Source organism: Saccharothrix sp. NRRL B-16314, from assembly GCF_000716595.1.
GTDB lineage: Bacteria > Actinomycetota > Actinomycetes > Mycobacteriales > Pseudonocardiaceae > Actinosynnema.
Genome location: NZ_JNXC01000036.1, coordinates 29,536 through 46,476, shown reverse-complemented (window position 1 = coordinate 46,476; position 16,941 = coordinate 29,536). Strand labels below are relative to the sequence as shown.

The following is a 16,941-nucleotide window of genomic DNA, read 5'->3' as shown; positions in this document are numbered from 1 at the left end:
CGCGGCGATGACCAGCCAGGATTCCGGCCGGGCGCTCCTGCGCCACCACGGGGACGTCGACGCCGCGCCCGGACTCGCGGACTTCGCGGTGAACGTGCGGCTGCCCGCGCCGCCCGCGTGGCTGCGCGACCGGCTGGTCGCCGCGCTGGACGACCTCGGCTCCTACCCGTCTGCCGCCGCCGAAGAACGCGCCCGTCAAGCCGTCGCGGCGAGGCACGGCCGTGCCGCCGACGAGGTCCTGGTGCTCAACGGTGCCGCGGAGGGGTTCGCGCTGCTGCCGAACCTGCACCCGTGCCTGGCCGCGGTGGTGCACCCGTCGTTCACCGAGCCCGAGGTGGCGTTGCGGGACGCGGGCGTGCCCGTGCACCGGGTGCAGCTGTGGCCCGAGGACGACTACGCGCTGCGGCCCGAACTGGTGCCGGAGGAAGCCGACCTGGTCGTGCTCGGCAACCCGACCAACCCGACGTCCGTGCTGCACCCGGCGGCGGTCGTGGCCTCGCTGAGCAGGCCCGGTCGGGTGCTGGTGGTGGACGAGGCGTTCGCCGACACGATCCCCGGTGAGCCGGAGTCGCTCGCCGGCCGCGCCGACGTGCCGGGTCTGCTGGTGCTGCGGAGCCTGACCAAGACGTGGGGGCTCGCGGGTCTGCGCGCGGGCTACCTGCTCGGCGCGCCGGAGCTGCTGGCCCGGCTCGCCCTGCCGCGTCCCCAGTGGCCGGTGGGCAGCCTGGTGCTGGAGGCCGTCGTCGCGTGCTGCGAGCCGGACGCCGTGGCCGAGGCAGAGGCGTTGGCGCGTGAGGCGCGTGAGCACACCGCGCACGCCGTGTCCCAGCTCGGTGACCTCGTGGTCGTGCCGCCCGACGCGCCGTTCGTGCTGCTGCGCGTGCCCGAGGGTGAACGGGTGCGGCAAGCGTTGCGGGACAAGGGGATCGCGGTGCGGCGCGGTGACACGTTCCCCGGCCTGACCCCCGACCACCTGCGGGTCGCGGTCCGCGCGCCCGGGGAGTTCGCGTCCCTTGTGGACGCCCTGCGAGTGGTGCTGGAGGAGCGGTGACGACGCTCGGCGACGTGCTGGCAGCCCTGGAGGCCGCCTACCCGCCCGCGACCGCCGAGTCCTGGGACGCCGTGGGCCTGGTCTGCGGCGACCGCGCCGAACCGGTGTCCAGGGTGCTGTTCTGCGTCGACCCGGTCGAGTCCACAGTGGACGAGGCGCTGGAGGTGGGCGCGCAACTCCTGGTGGCGCACCACCCGCTGATGCTGCGCGGCGTCACCGGCGTGCCCGCCGACGACCCGAAGGGCGGGCTGGTCCACCGGCTCATCCGGTCCGGCGTCGCCCTCTACACCGCGCACACCAACGCCGACACGGCCAACCCCGGCGTCTCGGACGCCCTGGCCCAGGCCATCGGCCTGCGCGTCACCGGCCCGCTCGTGCCCCACCCCGACACCGACTCACACACCGACTCACGCACCGACACCGACTCACGCACTGACTCACGCACCGGCATCGGCCGGATCGGCGAGCTGGACCGGCCCGAACCGCTGCACCGGTTCACCCGCCGCGTCGCCGACGCCCTGCCCGCGACGGCGTGGGGCGTGCGCTCGGCGGGCGACCCCGATCGACCCGTCCGGCGGGTGGCGGTGTGCGGCGGCGCGGGCGACAGCTACCTGGCCGCCGCGTCCCGCGCCGGCGTCGACGCCTACGTCACCGCCGACCTGCGCCACCACCCGGCGGGCGAGCACCTGGCCGCGGGCGGCCCGGCACTGGTCGACGTCGCGCACTGGGCCAGTGAGTGGCCGTGGTGCGGACAGGCTGCAGACGTCGTGCGCGCCGCGCTCGGCGGTACGGTCGAAGTCCTCGTCTCGACCCGCCGGACCGACCCGTGGACCGTCGGCGTGACGAGCCGAACAGGAGGATCATCCCAGTGAAAGCCGATCCCGCCGTGCAGCGCAGGCTGCTCGACCTCGCGCAGGTCGACGCCGAACTGTCGCGCGTCCTCCATCGACGCCGCACGCTGCCCGAGATCGCGGAGATCGCCGAGGCGGAGAAGCAGTTCCGCGCCAAGCAGGACGCGCTGACCACGATCGAGACCACGCTCGGCGACCTGAACCGCGAGGTCAAGCGGCAGGAGACCGAGATCGACCAGGTCCGCGCCCGCGAGGAGCGCGACCGCAAGCTGCTCCGCGAGGGCACCGTCGGCGCCAAGCAGCTGACCGACCTGGAGCACGAGCTGGCCACCCTCGGCCGCCGCCGCGGCGCGCTGGAGGACGACCTGCTGGAGCTCATGGAACGCCGCGAAGCCGTCGAAGCGGACGGCCAGCACGCCCGGGTCGCCCTGGACAAGGCCCAGGAGGCGATGTCCGACGCCGCGCGCCGCCGGGACAGCGCGTTGGCCGACCTGGAGTCGACCGAGACCAAGCGCGCCGCCGACCGCAAGCTCATGGTCGGCCAGTTCACCGCGCCGCTGCTCGCGCTGTACGACCGGGTGCGCACGCACAAGGGCATCGGCGCGGCGCTGCTCCAGTCACGCCGCTGCGGCGCGTGCCGCATCGAACTCGACCGCAACGCGTTCGCCCAGATCAAGGAAGCAGCGCCGGACGAGGTCATCCAGTGCGAGGAGTGCGGCGCGATCATGGTGCGGACCGGGGAATCGGGTCTGTGAGGGTCGTCGTCGAGGCCGACGGCGGCTCGCGCGGCAACCCCGGGCCCGCCGGGTACGGGGCCGTGGTGCTGGACGAGTCCGGCGCGGTCGTGGCCGAGCGGTCCGAGGGCATCGGGGTCGCGACCAACAACGTCGCCGAGTACCAAGGGCTCCTCGCGGGCCTGCGGGCGGCGGCGGAGGTCGGCGCGTCCGAGGTCGACGTGCGGATGGACTCCAAGCTCGTGGTCGAGCAGATGTCCGGCCGGTGGAAGGTGAAGCACCCGTCCATGCAGCCGCTGGTCGCGCAGGCCCGTGAGCTGGCGCGGGCGTTCGACCGGGTGGGCTACGAGTGGATCCCGCGCGAGCGCAACCAGCGCGCGGACCGGCTGGCGAACCAGGCGATGGACGAGCAGGCGGGCGTGGCGCGGCCGGAGAAGCAGACAGCGGCGCGGCCGGAGCCCCAGCAGCCGGACGTGGCGGCGACGCAGTCACCCACGTCGTGGACGGGCGCGGTCGGTGAGCCGACGCGGCTGTACCTGCTGCGGCACGGGCAGACCGAGCTGTCGGTGGCCCGCCGGTACTCCGGGCGCGGCAACCCGCCGTTGACCGACATCGGGCGCGGGCAGGCCGAGGCCGCGGCACGTCGGCTGGCGAAGATCGAAGGCCTGAGCGCGGTGGTGGCGTCCCCGTTGGCGCGGGCCCAGGAGACGGCGCGGGCCGTCGCGGCGGCCACCGGGGTCGAGGTCGCGGTGGACGAGGACCTGATCGAGACCGACTTCGGCGCGTGGGAGGGCCTGACCTTCGCCGAAGCCGCCGAACGCGACCCCGACGTGCACCGGCGGTGGCTCGGCGACCCGTCCGTGCCCGCGCCGGGTGGCGAGAGCTTCGACCAGGTGCACCACCGGGTGCGGCGGGCGCGCAACGCCGTCGTGTCCCGGTTCGGCGGTGCCAACGTCGTCGTGGTCAGCCACGTCACGCCGATCAAGTCGTTGCTGCGGATGGGCTTGGACGTCGGCCCGTCCCTGCTGTTCCGGCTGCACCTGGACCTGGCGTCGTTGTCGGTGGTCGAGTTCTACCCCGACGGGCACGCCTCCGTGCGGCTGGTCAACGACACGTCGCACCTGGCATAGGTCCGCGCAGTCCGCTCCGGGGACCGGCCTGGTGCCACGGCCTGGGAACACGCCGGTATCCTGGTGGGGCGGATGAGTCGGCAGGGCGGCCGCGTCGACGGATTCCGATCCGTCGCCGAGGAAAGTCCGGACTCCACAGGGCAGGGTGGTTGTCAACGGCAACCAGGGGCGACCCTCGGGACAGTGCCACAGAGAACAGACCGCCTCGGCGCGAGCCGGGGTAAGGGTGAAACGGTGGTGTAAGAGACCACCAGCGCTCCCGGTGACGGGAGCGGCTAGGTAAACCCCACCCGGAGCAAGGCCAAGAGGGTGCCTCCGGGCACCTGCGCAGGCGATCGAGGGCGGCCCGCCCGATGCCTGCGGGTAGGCCGCAAGAGCCTGTCGGCAACGGCAGGCCGAGATGGATGGCCGCCGAACGGGACCGCCGCAAGGCACCCGGGAACAGAATCCGGCTTACATGCCGACTCATCCGCCCGATCCAGCCGGTCCCTGCCGGCTCCTCCAGGCCTCGGCTCCCGCTCCGTGGCCTTCGGTTGCCGGTGCCTGCCTCCAGTTGCCGGTGCCTGCCTTCGGTTCCGGCTACCTGGCCGTCGGCTCCTGTTGCCCGGTTCGCCGATCCTTCCAGGCACCGCCCTTCGGCTCTCGGCTTCCCGTGCGTGATCCACCGGTTCCCCTCGGCCCGGTCTCGCCCCCGTTGCGCGGTGTCCGCCAGTCACTCGGGGTCGTCGTATCCCGGCTCTCGTCTCCAGTGTGTGGTGTCCGCCAGTCAGTCGCGGCCGTCGTACCCCGGCTCCCGCCCTCCGACGCGTGGCCCACCGGCCCCCGCCCGGCCCAACCCGCCCCGAGCCGCTTGGCCCGCAGGAACCTCCTCGGCCCCGCGCTCCTCGCCGAGACCCCAGCGCCCCCCGGCCCGACAGCCCACACCCTCCACCGATCGAACGCTTCGCAGGGGTCCTCTCCAGGGGGACCCCTGATCTTCATTCTGCCGGCAGGGTCCGACAATCCGGCCCGGCGTGACCCGCGGCCCAGTCCGATCGACCTACCTGTCCGCCTGGTAAATCCCTTGCGCGCCAACGTTGTTACACAAGTGAGGCCGTTCGAGTGGTTCCTCGTATCAACCCGGCCCGGTGCCGATCCTCCTCGCAGACCACGGGCCCTGCCCCGCGGTACCACGAGGAGGGAATCCCATGTCCACTACGACGAGGCGCGCCACCACCTGGCTCGCCCTGACCGGCCTGTTGGGTGCCGCGGCGATCACCGGGTCCGCCGCCACCGCCACGGCCGCATCGGCGGAGCTGCCGGTGTACGGGGTCCGGTCCGCCGGGCTCAACCCGGACCAGGCCGCCGCCCTGCAACGCGCGTTCGGCCTCAAGGACGTCCACCTGGCCGACGACGGCTCCGTCGCGTTCGCCGACGAGTCCACCTACCTGCACGTCCCCGGCCTGGACAAGGGCGCGGGCAAGCCGGACGAGGACGGCAGCGAGACCACGCAGACGCTGCTCGACGTCGAAGCCCTGCGTCGCCTCACCGCCATCCCCGTCGAGGACGCCACCAAGAAGGCCCTCGAAAGCCTGCGCGGGATCGGCCTGCTGCCCGCCAACGCCACCCCGACCGCCAAGCAGACGACGTTCGAGGTCGTCGACGCGTACGACAAGCCGGTGATCTCCGCGCCGCTGGACACCGCGGTGTCGTTCGCCTTCACCCTCGACGGCGTGCCGCTGGAAGGACCCGGCGCCAAGATCAGGATCGCGTTCGACGGCCGGGGCGGCGTCGCCGGCCTCAGCTACAGCACCCGTGACGTGGTCAAGGTCGGCACCGTGCCGGTGCTCAGCCTGGACGAGGGTCGGGATCGGTGCGCGAAGGCGCTCGGGTCGAGCGTGAAGCCGACCGGCGTGTCCTATGTCTACGAGGCGCCGGCGTTGTCCGCGCGGGTCGACAAGCTGGAGCCCGGGTTCCGCTGTGACGGTGTCAACGCCGACGGCGCCGACGTCCAGTCCGTCATCGTGGGCGCGACCTTCGACACGCGGCTGCCGGAGCCGGACCCGGTGCAGCCGCCGCGTTCGGAGAGCGCCGTCAGCCCGCAGTGGACCAACCGGATCGACGTCGGCAGCGAGGGCACCGGGTCGTGCTCGGGCCTGCCGTTGACGGGGAACAACCTGGCCGCGTTCAACAACCGGTTCACCGCGGCCGGCGTGCCGGTGCAGTTCAGCTGGCTCAACGCCAACGCGTGGGAGCGGGACTTCAAGGACCCGGCGTTCTTCGGCGGCCTCGACCACGTGTACGCGGATGACGTGGACATGACGTATTGGCAGGGGCACGGTTCGCCGACCGGCTTCTCGTTCGCCGGGTGCAGCAGCAACACCGACACGTTCCTGTCCAACAACGACGCGCGCTGGGGCAACCGGGACGTCGAGTGGATGAGCCTCTTCACCTGCTCGATCCTGAAGAGCTCGTCGGGCGGGCTGAGCTGGGCGCAGCGCTGGGGCAAGTCGTTCAAGGGGCTGCACCAGATCAACAGCTTCGACACCGTGTCGTACCACAGCGGCGTGCACGGCGGGAGGTTCGCCAACTACCTGGTGCGGACGCCGTTCCTGTGGTGGAACAAGCCGATGAACGTCCGCAGCGCGTGGGCGCAGGCCTCGATCGACACCCAGCCGGCGCAGGTCCGGTGGGCGACCATGGGGCCGATCGGCAGCGGCGGGCTCGCCAACTTCAACGACTACTTCTGGAACAAGGGCCCGGTCGGACCGGACACCCTGCCGACCGGCGGTTTCTGGCGCATCTCCGGCTCCAGCTGACCCGCAGCACCGAGGGGGTCCCTTCCACACCTGGGGGTGGGAAGGGGCCCCTTCCGGCGCTTCACCGTCCGCTCCTCGAAGCCCGACTCGCGCGTTCTGAGCGTTGAACTCGGGTGTCCCGAACGTAGGACTCACCCGTCCCGAACGTAGGACTCACCCGTCCCGAACGTAGGACTCACGCGTCCCGAACGTAGGACTCACGCGTTCTGAACGTAGGACTCACGCGACGGGAGCGTGGGACTCGCGGGGTCAGGTGCGGCGGGCGGGGCGGCCGGGGGGCATCCGGAAGACCGGGCGGAAGGCCTCGCCGTTGTTGTAGCGGCGTTCGAGGTCGGCCACGTAGGCCTCGACGGCCGGGTTGACGATGTCGGCCAGGCTCCGCACCCCGGCCTCGCCCTCGTACGCCGCCAGGTAGGTCGCCGCCGCCCGCGCCCGCTCCAACACGTCCTGGTCGAAGTTGACGGTCCGCTGCACCCGCCGCCCGGTTTGCCGGTCCGCACCGGTAACCTGATCATTGCCCGAGACGGTCACGGAGACGGTGATTTCGTTCACTCCGGCGGCTGGTTCGGGCACGGCCTCGGGCGGCTGGGTCATCGGCGAGCCTCCTCGGCGTCGTCACGTCGGGCTGCGGTCCGTTCGGGCTCGAACGCTCGGCCGGACGGGGTAGTCCGAAGGGCCGGCGGACAGAGGGCTGGAGGTCGTGCACACTGTGCGTGACCAGGGGGTTCGCAGCCGGGTGAACTATCGCAGCAATCGGGAGAATCCGGAGAGGTCGGTTCTCCACCGGCTTCCCCCGAACCATGATGTCCGTGGCCAGATTAGACGTAATCGACTGCCAGGGGAACGGTTATTGATCTACCCACCGCTAGCCGACCGATACACCTCGTGACGAAGACGTGTTCTACTCGATAGCGCACCAACCGGACGGGCACCCCTCGGCTCGCCCGGCGAAGTCCTGCGTACTCAGGAGTACGAGATGACCGCCCAGACCCTGGTAACACTCGCGCAGCAGCAACCGCTCGCGCCCGGCACAGGCGGCTTGCGCCAGTGGATCCTCGACAACCTGGTTCCGCTGCTCTTGCTGACCGTCGCCCTCCTGCTGCTCTGGCTGGGAGGCGGCAAGGGCGACAACGCCGGGGTCATGCGTCGCCTGGGCGGTGTCATCATCGCGTTGGCGATCATCGGACTGGCCGTGACCACGAACGCGGGCGCCAACATCGGCCAGTGGATCGCCGGCCTCTTCACCGGCGGGTGACCCTTGCGGGTACGCACTGACGACGAGGTCTACCGGGTCGACGCCGTCTGGCTCGGCCCGCCCAAAGCGACCTTCCCGTGGCGTGCGCGTTACGTCGCGTGGGGTGTCGGCATCGTGGTGTTCCTGCTGGTCACCGCTGTCCAGCGGCAGGTCGGCTTCGGGTTCGACTTCATCAACACCGGCTGGGGCTTCGTGATCACGATCGCCCTGACCAGGTTCATCTGCTCGCGGATCAGCCACGAGCGCCCGCTGTCGTCGGTCCTGACGATGTGGGTGCGCGAGCTGACCGCGCCGCGCGAGACGACCTCGGGCCGTGGTGGCGCGTCCAGCGCCGCGCGGATCCGGATCAGTTCGCACCGCCCCCGTAAACGTCCCAAGGGGGCGAAACGCGCGAGCGCCGCCACCCGATCCCAGCACCGCGGGCAGCAAGACCGCCGTCAGAAGGAGGTGCGCGGTGTTCGGACGCCGGCGTGACCGTGACCGACGATCCGCTGCGCACGTGGCACAGCACGCCGCCGCCGCGCGCGACGACCACAAGGTGTACAGCAAGCGCGGTCGCCGCCTGCCGGGCGAGCAGGCCGTGCCCAGCTACACACCGTCGATCTCGGCCCGCAGCATCGACGGCCACCTGCTGCGCACCGGCCAGGAGGTCTACGCCTGGTACCGGCTCGCGCCGCAGCGCTGGTCGTTCCGGTCGGACTCGCAGCGCCAGGACCTGATCGCGGCGATCGCGGGCCAGTACGCCGAGCTGCAGGGCCGCTGGATGCACCTGCGCGTGACGACCCGCCCGTACCCGATCCGGATGTGGGCCGAGGCGCACGTCCACAACGCGGTGCGCAGGCTGCCCGACACGCCCGGCACGCTGAGCTTCGACGACTACATGGTCGGCGAGCAGCAGCAGCTGATGGGCCGGTCGATGGCCGAGAAGGAGGTCTACCTCGGCGTCCAGGTGCAGACCCGCAACATGATGGACCGCGCGGTCGAACGCGCCGCTCCCGTGCTGCGCAAGGTCTTCCCGGACGCGGTGGACGCCGAGCTGGTCGCCATCGAGTCCGAGATCGACCACCTCGACCAGGTGATCGGCTCCGCCGGGCTGGAGGGCCGTCCGGCCACGTCCGAGGAGATGTCCTGGCTGATGCACCGGTCGTGCTCGCTGGGCCTGCCCGCGCCGCGCAACCTGCCGGCCGTCCCCGGTGCGCCGTGGGAACCCGAAGACCTGGCCAGCTTCACCGACGCGGCGGACTTCCACCAGGAGCCGTACTCGCCGACGGTCACCGTTCGTGGCCGCACCGGCTCCAACGCGGGCATCAAGCGGCACGTCGCGGTGCTCACCGTCGGTCTGATGCACGGCCTCCAGATCCCCGAGGTCGACGACCCGTGGATCCAGCGGTCGGACCGGCTGCCCGCGTCCGTCGAGTGGTCCGCGCGGATCTACGTTCGGCGTCCCGAAGAGGTCGCCGGTGAACTCCAGCGGCAGATGAGCAAGGTCCGCTCGCAGGTGCGGCACTACACGGACGAGCACGAGCTGGACCCGCCGCAGTCGCTGGCCCGCCAGGCGTCCCGGGTGCTGGAGATCGACGACGAGATGACGTCGGGCTTCACGGCGCTGGGCACGCGCGTGCGCAGCTGGTGGCGGCTCGCCGTGTCCGGCCCGACCGAGCGCGAGGCGCTGCGCCTCGCCCAGGGCCTGCTCGACCTCTACAAGCCGAAGGTGGCGATCGAGCACCCCGAGGCGCAGTACGCCATCGCCCGCGAGTTCATCCCCGGTGAGCCGCTGTCGTCGTCGGCCTACCTGCGGCGCGGCTCGGTGCTGTGGGCGGCGTCCGCCGTCCCGACCGCGACCGCCGAGGTGGGCGACCGGCGGGGCATCCTGCTGGGCGAGACGGTCACCGCGACCCGGCGTCCGGTGGCGTGGGACCCGTGGATGGCGCAGGAGCTGCGCGACTCGTCCGGCCTGACCGCGATGGTCGCCGGTCTGGGCGCGGGCAAGTCGTTCCTCGGCGGTGGCATCGTCTACAAGACGCTCCGCGCCGGGGCGCACTGGACGCTGCTCGACCCGTCCGGTCCGCTGGCGGCGCTGTGCGAGCTGCCCGAGCTGAAGCCGTACGCGCGGCCGATCAACCTGCTCAACGCGCAGGCGGGCATCCTCAACCCCTACCGGGTGGTGGCCGAGCCGCAGCTCGAGCACTTCATGGACGAGGAGGACCCGGAACGGTCGTGGCGGCGTGAACGCGCGCTGGCCGCGGCGACCCGCCGTCGCCTCGTGCTGGACGTGCTGTCCGGCCTGCTGCCGTACGAGGTCGCACGGCTGCCGCAGACCCGGATCGTGCTGCTGCGGGCGGTCCGCACGGTCGGCGGCCGGCCCGACGCGCACCCCGGCCAGGTGTTCGAGGCGCTGCGGCGGGACGCTTCGGAGCACCACGAGCACGCCGTCGTGGTGGCCGACTTCCTGGACGAGATGCGGGAACGCATGTCGCTGCTCATCCCCGAGCAGGACGCGGACCCGTACAACGAGGCGCGCGACGACCGGCTCACCGTGCTGACCATGGCGGGGCTGAACCTGCCGAAGGACGGCGTCGGCCGCGAGCACTGGACGGACGCGGAAGCGCTCGGCGTGGAGATGTTGAACCTCGCCGCGTGGCTGACCCAGCGGTCGATCTACGAGCGGCCGAAGGACCTGCGCAAGGGCGTCTGGATCGACGAGGCGTTCTTCCTGTCCGAAGTGCCGACGGGTCGCGTGCTGATGAACCGCTTCGCCCGTGACTCGCGCAAGTGGAACGTCCGGGTGCTGCTGTCGTCGCAGATCCCGGCGGACTTCCTGAAGATCCAGGGCTTCGTCACGCTGCTCGACTCGGTGTTCGTCGGCCGGCTGGACGACGACTCAGCGCAGGCCGACGCGTTGCGGCTGCTCAAGGTGCCGATCGGTGCGGGCTACGAGCAGGTCGTGGCGTCACTGGGCCGTCGCCCCGGCGGCGTCCGCACCAACCTCGAACGCGACCGCGCGCCCCGCCAGTTCATCTTCGCCGACGGCGCGGGCGGCGTGGAGCGCATCCGGATCGACTTCTCCGGACCGCACCTGGAGCACCTGCGCAACGGCCTCGACACCACCCCGGACGCGTTGCGCGACGGTGCGGCGCCCGCCGAGGTCGAGGTCTCCTCCCCGCCGCAGGACCCGTTCGCGTACGCCGAGCAGTACAGCGACGAGTACGACGACGAACTGGCCGCCGACCTGGAAGTCGGCCTGGCCGACGAGCTGGTCGACTCGGCGCACGGCGAGGGAGGAAACCGCCGACCGGGCCGGGAAGGCGCGGCATGAACGGGCTCGTGAGCGAATCGTCCAGTGCGGGGCACTGCGCACCTGCCGCGCCGAACCCCGGCGAGGTGGGTCGATGAGCACCCTTTTCCTGGTGGCGCTGGTCGCCGTCGCGCTCTACGCGCGGCGGCGTTTCAGACGCGCGCAGGAACAGGCGGTGGCGCAAGGCAGACCGGGCCGTGCCCGGTGGCGCGCGATGGCCGTGGTGGTGGCGATCGTCGGCCTCCAGGCCGTCATCGGGGCCGCGCCCGCGCAGGCCGCGCCGTGCGGTGACGCGCCGAACCCGGAACGGCCCGGCTCGGGCATGGTCGGTGCGATCGACCCGCCGATCGGCAACGGCATGCCGGGCACGCCGTACCTGACCTACGGGTACGCGGGCATGGTCTGGCACACCTACCAGGAGAAGTGCCTGGTGCCCAACGCCACCCCGGTGCTGGACACCTGGATGGGCAACGAGCTGTTCAACGTCGGCAAGAACATCGTCGGCGCGACGAACGCCCTGCACTACACGGTCGTCGGCCAGGGTCTGCTCCAGCCGCTGGACGAGGCGGTGAAGGAAGGCGTCCAGAAGGTCTACGACAACGTCTACCTGCGCTGGTTCGGCCTGGTGGCGCTGATCCTGGCGGTGTTGATGTTCCGCCAGATCTGGCAGGGCGACCTGGCGTCGATCAGCAAGCGGGGGCTGTGGGCGCTGGCCGCGATGTGGCTGGCGACGTCCACCCTGGCGCTGCCCCAGTTCTACGACCTGCTCGACAACACGCTGGTCAGCAAGACGTCCGAGATCCAGGCCGGTTTCATCAACGTGGACGAGAGCCAGGACAACCTCGACGTGCTGCCGTCGCGGCTGCACGACTCCGTCGTCTACCAGAGCTGGCTGCGCGGCGAGTTCGGCGCGCCCGAGGCGCCGCAGGCGGCCGAGTTCGGCCCGAAGCTGCTGGCCGCGCAGGCGTGGACGGTGCAGGAGCTCGGCGAGCACAAGGACGGCGACCAGGCCGCGCTCGACGCGAAGAAGGCCGAGTACAAGAACATCTACGCGCAGCTCGGCCCGACGAAGGGCTACTTCAGCGGTGAGGACGGCGGCCGGACCGGCGCCGGGTTCCTGTCCCTGCTGCAAGCCGTCGCGTTCTCGTTGTTCCAGCTGTTCGCGAAGGCCGCCGTGCTGCTGGCGCAGTTGCTGCTGCGGGTGCTCACGCTGGCGGGCCCGCTCATCGGCCTGGTCGCGTTGATCCACCACGACCTGCTGCGCAAGGTCGCCCGCGCGGCGGCCGTGACGGTGTTCAACGTGCTGGTGCTCGCGGTCCTGGCCGGCACGCACGCACTGCTGCTCCAGGCGATCTTCAACGCGACCGGGTTGTCCTTGCTGACGAGGACCCTGCTCGGGCTGATGCTGACGCTCGTCTGCTTCATGGTCGGCAAACCGCTGCGCCGGATGTGGCAGATGGTCGAGATGTCGATCGGGTCGGCGAGCAACGCGTTGCCGATGCGGGGCGGGATCTTGTCGAGGCTGCGCAAGAAGCAGGAAGGGCCGTCGCCGCAGGAGGAGTTCTGGGACACCGTGCGCGACACGGACCCGGACGGTCCGGAGGTGCCGCAGCGGGATCGGCGGCGGGTGCGGCCGGAGGCGACCAACCCGGTGGCGGCGACCGCGCAGCGGCTGGACCGGGCCGGGAACAGCGTGGGGGAGTTGGGCATGGGTGTCGGCCGGAACGGCGCCGCGGCGCTGCCCGTCGGTGCGCAGGGCGGTCCGCGGGCGGCGTTGCCGTCGGGGCGGTCGCGGGTGGTCGACGCGCCGCCCGTCGCCGACCGGAGCTACGACCGGGCGGACGACGCGGTGCTGGTGCCGTCGCGCACCAACGGGTTCAACCGGGTCGCGGACGCGCACGTCCTGCCTGCCCCGCGCCGCGCCGAGACGGAGGTCGTGGCGGGCCGCCAGGTCCACGTGATCTACCGGCCGTCACGCGGGCTCGAAGTCAGGGACAGCTGATGCCGATCCGGACCAATCGCGGCCGGGCGGCCGTGTACCGACGCCTGTGGGGCTGGCCGCTGCGCTCGCCGAAGCACCTGGTGGCGACGATCGTCGGCGTGACCGTGCTGGTCACCACGATCAGCGTCGTCATCCCGAACGCGGTCAACCAGCGGTCCGCCGGTGGCCAGGGCGGCGCCACCACGTCGACCACGCGGTCGGTCGCCGGCGGCGGCAACCAGGTCGGCGTGCTGCCCTCCACCACGTCCACGCCGCTGCCGACCAAGGCGCCGAGCCCCACCGCGGCACCCAGTTCGGCTCCGGTGAACGCGAACGCCCAGCTGGTCGCCGACATGTGGGTGGACGCGTTCGGCTCCTTCGAACCGGGCAAGACGACCAAGGACAAGTGGCTGGCCGACCTCAAACCTCACACGTCGGAGGAGCTGTTCCCCCGATTGGAGTCGATCGAGCCGGCGAACGTGCCCGTCGTGATCGACCAGCCGGTCAAGGCGGTCAAGTCGTTCACCGATTCGGCGGAGTTCGAAGCGCGGCTGGAGGACGGCAAGCTCGTCGTGACCGTGGTGAAGCTCCCCGAGGGTTGGCGCGTGCACGAGTTCGACAAGGTGGGGTGACATGCTGAAGATCGGGCTCGTGGTCGTCGCGGTGGTGGCTGTGATCGCCGTGGCCGTGACCAACGGTGTCTCCACCGTGATCAACGAGAACACGCCGTCGGAGGAAGCCGCCAACATCCGGATGGCGAGCTGCAACGCCTCGATCGGCCCGTGGACGGCCGGCGGTGAGGAGAAGGGCCGCGGCGACGCGGAACGGCTCACCAAGGAGCAGCTGACCACCGTCGCCAACATCATCTCCATCGGCCGTCAGCGCGGGCTGCCCCCGCTGGCGTGGCAGATCGCCATCCAGGCGGGCATGACCGAATCGGGGCTGCGCAGCCTCGACTACGGCGACCGCGACTCGCTGGGCATCTTCCAGATGCGGCCGTCGATGGGCTGGGGCACGCCCGCGGAGGTCACGAACCCCGACTACGCGATCCGCAAGTTCTACGACGTGCTGCTCAAGCTCCCGAACTGGGAGGAGCAGCGTCCCGGTGACTCGGCGCAGGACGTGGAGAGGTCCGCGTTCCCGGACCGGTACCACCGCTGGGAGGCCATGGCCGCCTTCCTGATCGGCAAGGAAGGCGACGTGAGCGACCCGGCCGGCTGCGGCGAGGGCGCGGGCGGCTACCTGCTGGCGTCGAACGCGGCGGGTACCGCGATCGAGTTCACCAAGGAGCAGTTGGGCGAGGAGTACCTGTGGGGCGGCAACGGCCCGGACCGCTGGGACTGCTCCGGCATCCTGGTCAAGGCCTTCGCCAAGGCCGGCGTGAAGATCCCCCGCGTGGCGAACGACCAGTACATGGCCGGCGGCGCGTACCTGCCGGTGCGCGAGGCCAAGGCCGGTGACCTGATCTTCTGGGCGACCAACCCGGCGAACCCGGTCACCGTCCACCACGTCGCCATGTACCTGGGCAACGACGAGTACATCCACGCGCCGCAGACGGGTGACGTGGTGAAGATCAGCAAGATCAACTGGAACTATCACGAGTTGATGCCGCTGGCCGTCCGGCCGGGCGTGTAGGGAGGCACGACGGTGTTCAACCCCGAACCCATCCAGCGCCCGTCCGGGCCACCCGCGTCGAGCACCCCGGCGCGGGACTACCTGAACACCAGGCCGCCCGGCACCGACCAGTCGTACGCGGTGCTGCCGCGGTCGCTGGTCGAGGCGATGCCGCTGCCGTGGCAGCAGCAGATGGCGCACCTGCTGTCCGACTTCCACCGCGCCTACGCGCACCTCGACTGGCCGGTGTACCGGGTGGTGCCGTCCCGGGTGGAACGGCTGGTCGACCTGGACGAGGAGCAGCTGGCCGAGGTCGGCGCGATCGCGGAGCTCGACGTGGACGGCGAGCTGGTGTACCGGGACCGCAGCGGAGCCCTGATCACCGATCCCGAGCACCAGAACGTGCTGGTGTCGGTGCTCGACCCGATCCCGGGCGACTTCGCCAACGCCAACCAGAACACCCCGCCCCGCGGCTTCCCGCAGCCGCCGGTGGTGCCGCAGCCGACGTACCCCCAGTCGGGTCCTCTCCCGGTCCAGGCGCCTCCGACACCCCGGTGGTGAACATGACATGCGCTCCGGTGCATGGAAACCTGGAGGCATGGCTTCTGATCCGAACGCTTGGTACTACTGCCTGACCCACCAGACGGTCGAGCACGGTGTGGGCTGCCGGGGCGGGGACCGGATGGGCCCCTACCCGGACGAGGCCACCGCGCAGCGCGCGCTGGACCTGGCACGGGAGCGGACCAAAGCCGAGGACAAATCGGATAAGGAGTGGGGCAAGCGCTGAGGCCGGCCTAGGGTGCAGGACATGCTGATCCGCACCGGCCGAGCGGACCTGGACTTCGCCGGCGTCCGGACCGAGTTCGGCCTGCCCCGGGAGTTCCCGGCGGCGGCGCTCGCCGAGGCACAGACCGCCGTGTCCCGCGACATCGGCCCGGCCGAGCGCGAGGACGCCACCGCGCTGCCGTTCGTGACGATCGACCCGCCCGGCGCGAAGGACCTGGACCAGGCGCTGCTGGTGGAACGCGTCGGCTCCGGTTTCCGGGTGCACTACGCGATCGCCGACCTCGGCGCGTTCGTGGTGCCCGGCGGCGCGCTGGACGCCGAGGTGCGCAAGCGCGGCCAGACCCTCTACCTGCCGGACGGCAACGTGCCGCTGCACCCGCCGGTGCTGTCCGAGGGCGCGGCGAGCCTGCTGCCCGGTCAGACGCGGCCGTCGGTGCTGTGGACGTTCGAGTGCGGCCCGGACGGCGAGCCGGTCGACGTGCGGGTGCGCCGCGCGATGGTGCGCTCCACCGCGCAGTTCGACTACGAGGGAGTCCAGGCGTCGTTCGAGGCCGGGAACCCGCACCCGTCGATCGAGGCACTGCCGGACTTCGGCCGGTTGCGCCGGGAGCGCGCGGCCGAACGCGGTGCGGTCGAGTTGCAGCTGCCCGAGCAGGAGATCGTGCCGAACGGCGACGGTGACTGGAAGCTCGCGGTCCGCCCCCGCGCGGACGTCGACTCCTGGAACGCCGAGGTCTCGCTGCTCACCGGCATGGCGGCGGCGAAGATCATGCTGTCGGCGAAGGTGGGCGTGCTCCGCACCCTGCCCGACGCGGACGACGGCGCGGTGGACGCGTTGCGCCGGTCCGCGCACGCGCTGGGGGTGGAGTGGCCGGACGGCACGACCCCGTCCAGGCTGCTGGCGAGCCTCGACCCGAGCCGACCGGAGGCGCTGGCGCTGTTCGTGGACGCGACCCGGCTGCTGCGCGGCGCCGGGTACACGGCGTTCAACGGCGCGGTGCCCACCGTCTCCACGCACGCCGGCCTGGCCGCGCCGTACGCGCACGTGACCGCTCCGCTGCGCCGCCTGGTCGACCGCTTCGCCACCGAGGTGTGCCTGGCCGTCACCGCCGGCGAGGAGGTCCCGGAGTGGCTGGTCAAGGCGTTGCCCCTGCTGCCGGGCCTGATGGGCAGCTCGGACACCCTCGCGAGCAAGGTGGACCGGGCGTGCCTGGACCAGGTGGAGGCGTGGGTCCTCGCCGACCGGGTGGGCCAGCGGTTCGAGGCGGTGGTGCTGCGGGCGGACACGAACGACGCGGACGTCTTCGTCGCCAACCCGCCGGTGATGGGCCGCTGCACGGGCGAGAACCTGCCGGAAGGCGAACGCATCGCGGTGCGGCTGGTCGAAGCCGACCCCGAGCGCCGGAAGGTCGTCTTCGAACGCGTGTGATGTGCGCGTGTGATGTG

General features: G+C 71.7%; 15 protein-coding genes and 1 other RNA gene. 15 read left to right on the top strand and 1 reads right to left on the bottom strand.

Features of this window, described 5'->3' with window-relative positions:
* The first annotated feature begins 7 nt into the window (after positions 1-7).
* From cobC to OQ02_RS33620, 6 genes are all read left to right on the top strand, one after another.
* Positions 8-1,051: an Rv2231c family pyridoxal phosphate-dependent protein CobC gene (gene cobC, locus OQ02_RS33640; protein ID WP_033442695.1), complete on the top strand. Its 1,044-nt coding sequence runs from the start codon at positions 8-10 to the stop codon at positions 1,049-1,051.
* Positions 1,048-1,923 carry a Nif3-like dinuclear metal center hexameric protein gene (locus OQ02_RS33635; RefSeq protein ID WP_033442694.1) on the top strand — a complete coding sequence of 292 codons (876 nt, stop codon included), beginning with the start codon at positions 1,048-1,050 and terminating at the stop codon, positions 1,921-1,923. The genes cobC and OQ02_RS33635 overlap by 4 nt, the downstream gene beginning before the upstream one ends.
* Positions 1,920-2,657 (top strand): zinc ribbon domain-containing protein, encoded by a 738-nt coding sequence (locus tag OQ02_RS33630; RefSeq protein WP_033442693.1) that lies wholly within the window; start codon positions 1,920-1,922, stop codon positions 2,655-2,657. The genes OQ02_RS33635 and OQ02_RS33630 overlap by 4 nt, the downstream gene beginning before the upstream one ends.
* Entirely contained in the window at positions 2,654-3,766 is a 1,113-nt protein-coding gene (locus tag OQ02_RS33625; RefSeq protein WP_033442692.1) for a bifunctional RNase H/acid phosphatase, read from the top strand. The genes OQ02_RS33630 and OQ02_RS33625 overlap by 4 nt, the downstream gene beginning before the upstream one ends.
* Before the next feature lie 73 nt (positions 3,767-3,839).
* Positions 3,840-4,238, top strand: an RNA gene (gene rnpB / locus OQ02_RS41590) — RNase P RNA component class A.
* A 715-nt stretch (positions 4,239-4,953) separates the two neighbouring features.
* A complete protein-coding gene (locus tag OQ02_RS33620; protein ID WP_033442691.1) occupies positions 4,954-6,564 on the top strand; it encodes a DUF6345 domain-containing protein in 1,611 nt (536 codons plus the stop codon).
* Positions 6,565-6,813: 249 nt separating this feature from the next.
* Here OQ02_RS33620 and OQ02_RS33615 read toward each other — a convergent pair whose 3' ends face one another.
* The gene (locus OQ02_RS33615; RefSeq protein WP_033442690.1) at positions 6,814-7,158 is read right to left on the bottom strand and encodes a ParB family protein; all 345 of its coding nucleotides are present in this window, start codon (positions 7,156-7,158) and stop codon (positions 6,814-6,816) included.
* Between the two features lie 382 nt (positions 7,159-7,540).
* Between OQ02_RS33615 and OQ02_RS33610 the strand changes: the two genes are divergently transcribed.
* The 9 genes from OQ02_RS33610 to OQ02_RS33570 all read left to right on the top strand — a co-directional run bounded on the left by OQ02_RS33610 (position 7,541) and on the right by OQ02_RS33570 (position 16,924).
* Positions 7,541-7,819: a hypothetical protein gene (locus tag OQ02_RS33610; protein WP_033442689.1), complete on the top strand. Its 279-nt coding sequence runs from the start codon at positions 7,541-7,543 to the stop codon at positions 7,817-7,819.
* A 3-nt stretch (positions 7,820-7,822) separates the two neighbouring features.
* Entirely contained in the window at positions 7,823-8,293 is a 471-nt protein-coding gene (locus OQ02_RS33605) for a hypothetical protein (RefSeq protein WP_033442688.1), read from the top strand.
* 25 nt (positions 8,294-8,318) lie between these two features.
* A complete protein-coding gene (locus tag OQ02_RS33600) occupies positions 8,319-11,135 on the top strand; it encodes an ATP-binding protein (protein WP_051773111.1) in 2,817 nt (938 codons plus the stop codon).
* 73 nt (positions 11,136-11,208) lie between these two features.
* Positions 11,209-13,116 (top strand): hypothetical protein, encoded by a 1,908-nt coding sequence (locus OQ02_RS33595; RefSeq protein WP_033442686.1) that lies wholly within the window; start codon positions 11,209-11,211, stop codon positions 13,114-13,116.
* Positions 13,116-13,727 carry a hypothetical protein gene (locus OQ02_RS33590; RefSeq protein ID WP_033442685.1) on the top strand — a complete coding sequence of 204 codons (612 nt, stop codon included), beginning with the start codon at positions 13,116-13,118 and terminating at the stop codon, positions 13,725-13,727. The genes OQ02_RS33595 and OQ02_RS33590 overlap by 1 nt, the downstream gene beginning before the upstream one ends.
* A 1-nt stretch (position 13,728) precedes the next feature.
* Entirely contained in the window at positions 13,729-14,730 is a 1,002-nt protein-coding gene (locus OQ02_RS33585; RefSeq protein WP_156077474.1) for a C40 family peptidase, read from the top strand.
* A gap of 12 nt (positions 14,731-14,742) precedes the next feature.
* Positions 14,743-15,270: a hypothetical protein gene (locus OQ02_RS33580; RefSeq protein WP_033442684.1), complete on the top strand. Its 528-nt coding sequence runs from the start codon at positions 14,743-14,745 to the stop codon at positions 15,268-15,270.
* Positions 15,271-15,307: 37 nt separating this feature from the next.
* The gene (locus OQ02_RS33575; protein WP_033442683.1) at positions 15,308-15,496 is read left to right on the top strand and encodes a hypothetical protein; all 189 of its coding nucleotides are present in this window, start codon (positions 15,308-15,310) and stop codon (positions 15,494-15,496) included.
* 21 nt (positions 15,497-15,517) lie between these two features.
* Positions 15,518-16,924 (top strand): RNB domain-containing ribonuclease, encoded by a 1,407-nt coding sequence (locus OQ02_RS33570; protein ID WP_156077473.1) that lies wholly within the window; start codon positions 15,518-15,520, stop codon positions 16,922-16,924.
* Positions 16,925-16,941 lie beyond the last annotated feature (17 nt).

Bases quoted from the DNA above. Each gene is read 5' to 3' on its own strand.
- OQ02_RS33590 (WP_033442685.1), top strand. From the start codon at position 13,116: ATGCCGATCCGGACCAATCGCGGCCGGGCGGCCGTGTACCGACGCCTG.
- OQ02_RS33585 (WP_156077474.1), top strand. From the start codon at position 13,729: ATGCTGAAGATCGGGCTCGTGGTCGTCGCGGTGGTGGCTGTGATCGCC.
- OQ02_RS33570 (WP_156077473.1), top strand. From the start codon at position 15,518: ATGCTGATCCGCACCGGCCGAGCGGACCTGGACTTCGCCGGCGTCCGG.
- cobC (WP_033442695.1), top strand. From the start codon at position 8: ATGACCAGCCAGGATTCCGGCCGGGCGCTCCTGCGCCACCACGGGGAC.
- OQ02_RS33575 (WP_033442683.1), top strand. From the start codon at position 15,308: ATGGCTTCTGATCCGAACGCTTGGTACTACTGCCTGACCCACCAGACG.
- OQ02_RS33620 (WP_033442691.1), top strand. From the start codon at position 4,954: ATGTCCACTACGACGAGGCGCGCCACCACCTGGCTCGCCCTGACCGGC.
- OQ02_RS33595 (WP_033442686.1), top strand. From the start codon at position 11,209: ATGAGCACCCTTTTCCTGGTGGCGCTGGTCGCCGTCGCGCTCTACGCG.
- OQ02_RS33615 (WP_033442690.1), bottom strand. From the start codon at position 7,158: ATGACCCAGCCGCCCGAGGCCGTGCCCGAACCAGCCGCCGGAGTGAAC.
- OQ02_RS33610 (WP_033442689.1), top strand. From the start codon at position 7,541: ATGACCGCCCAGACCCTGGTAACACTCGCGCAGCAGCAACCGCTCGCG.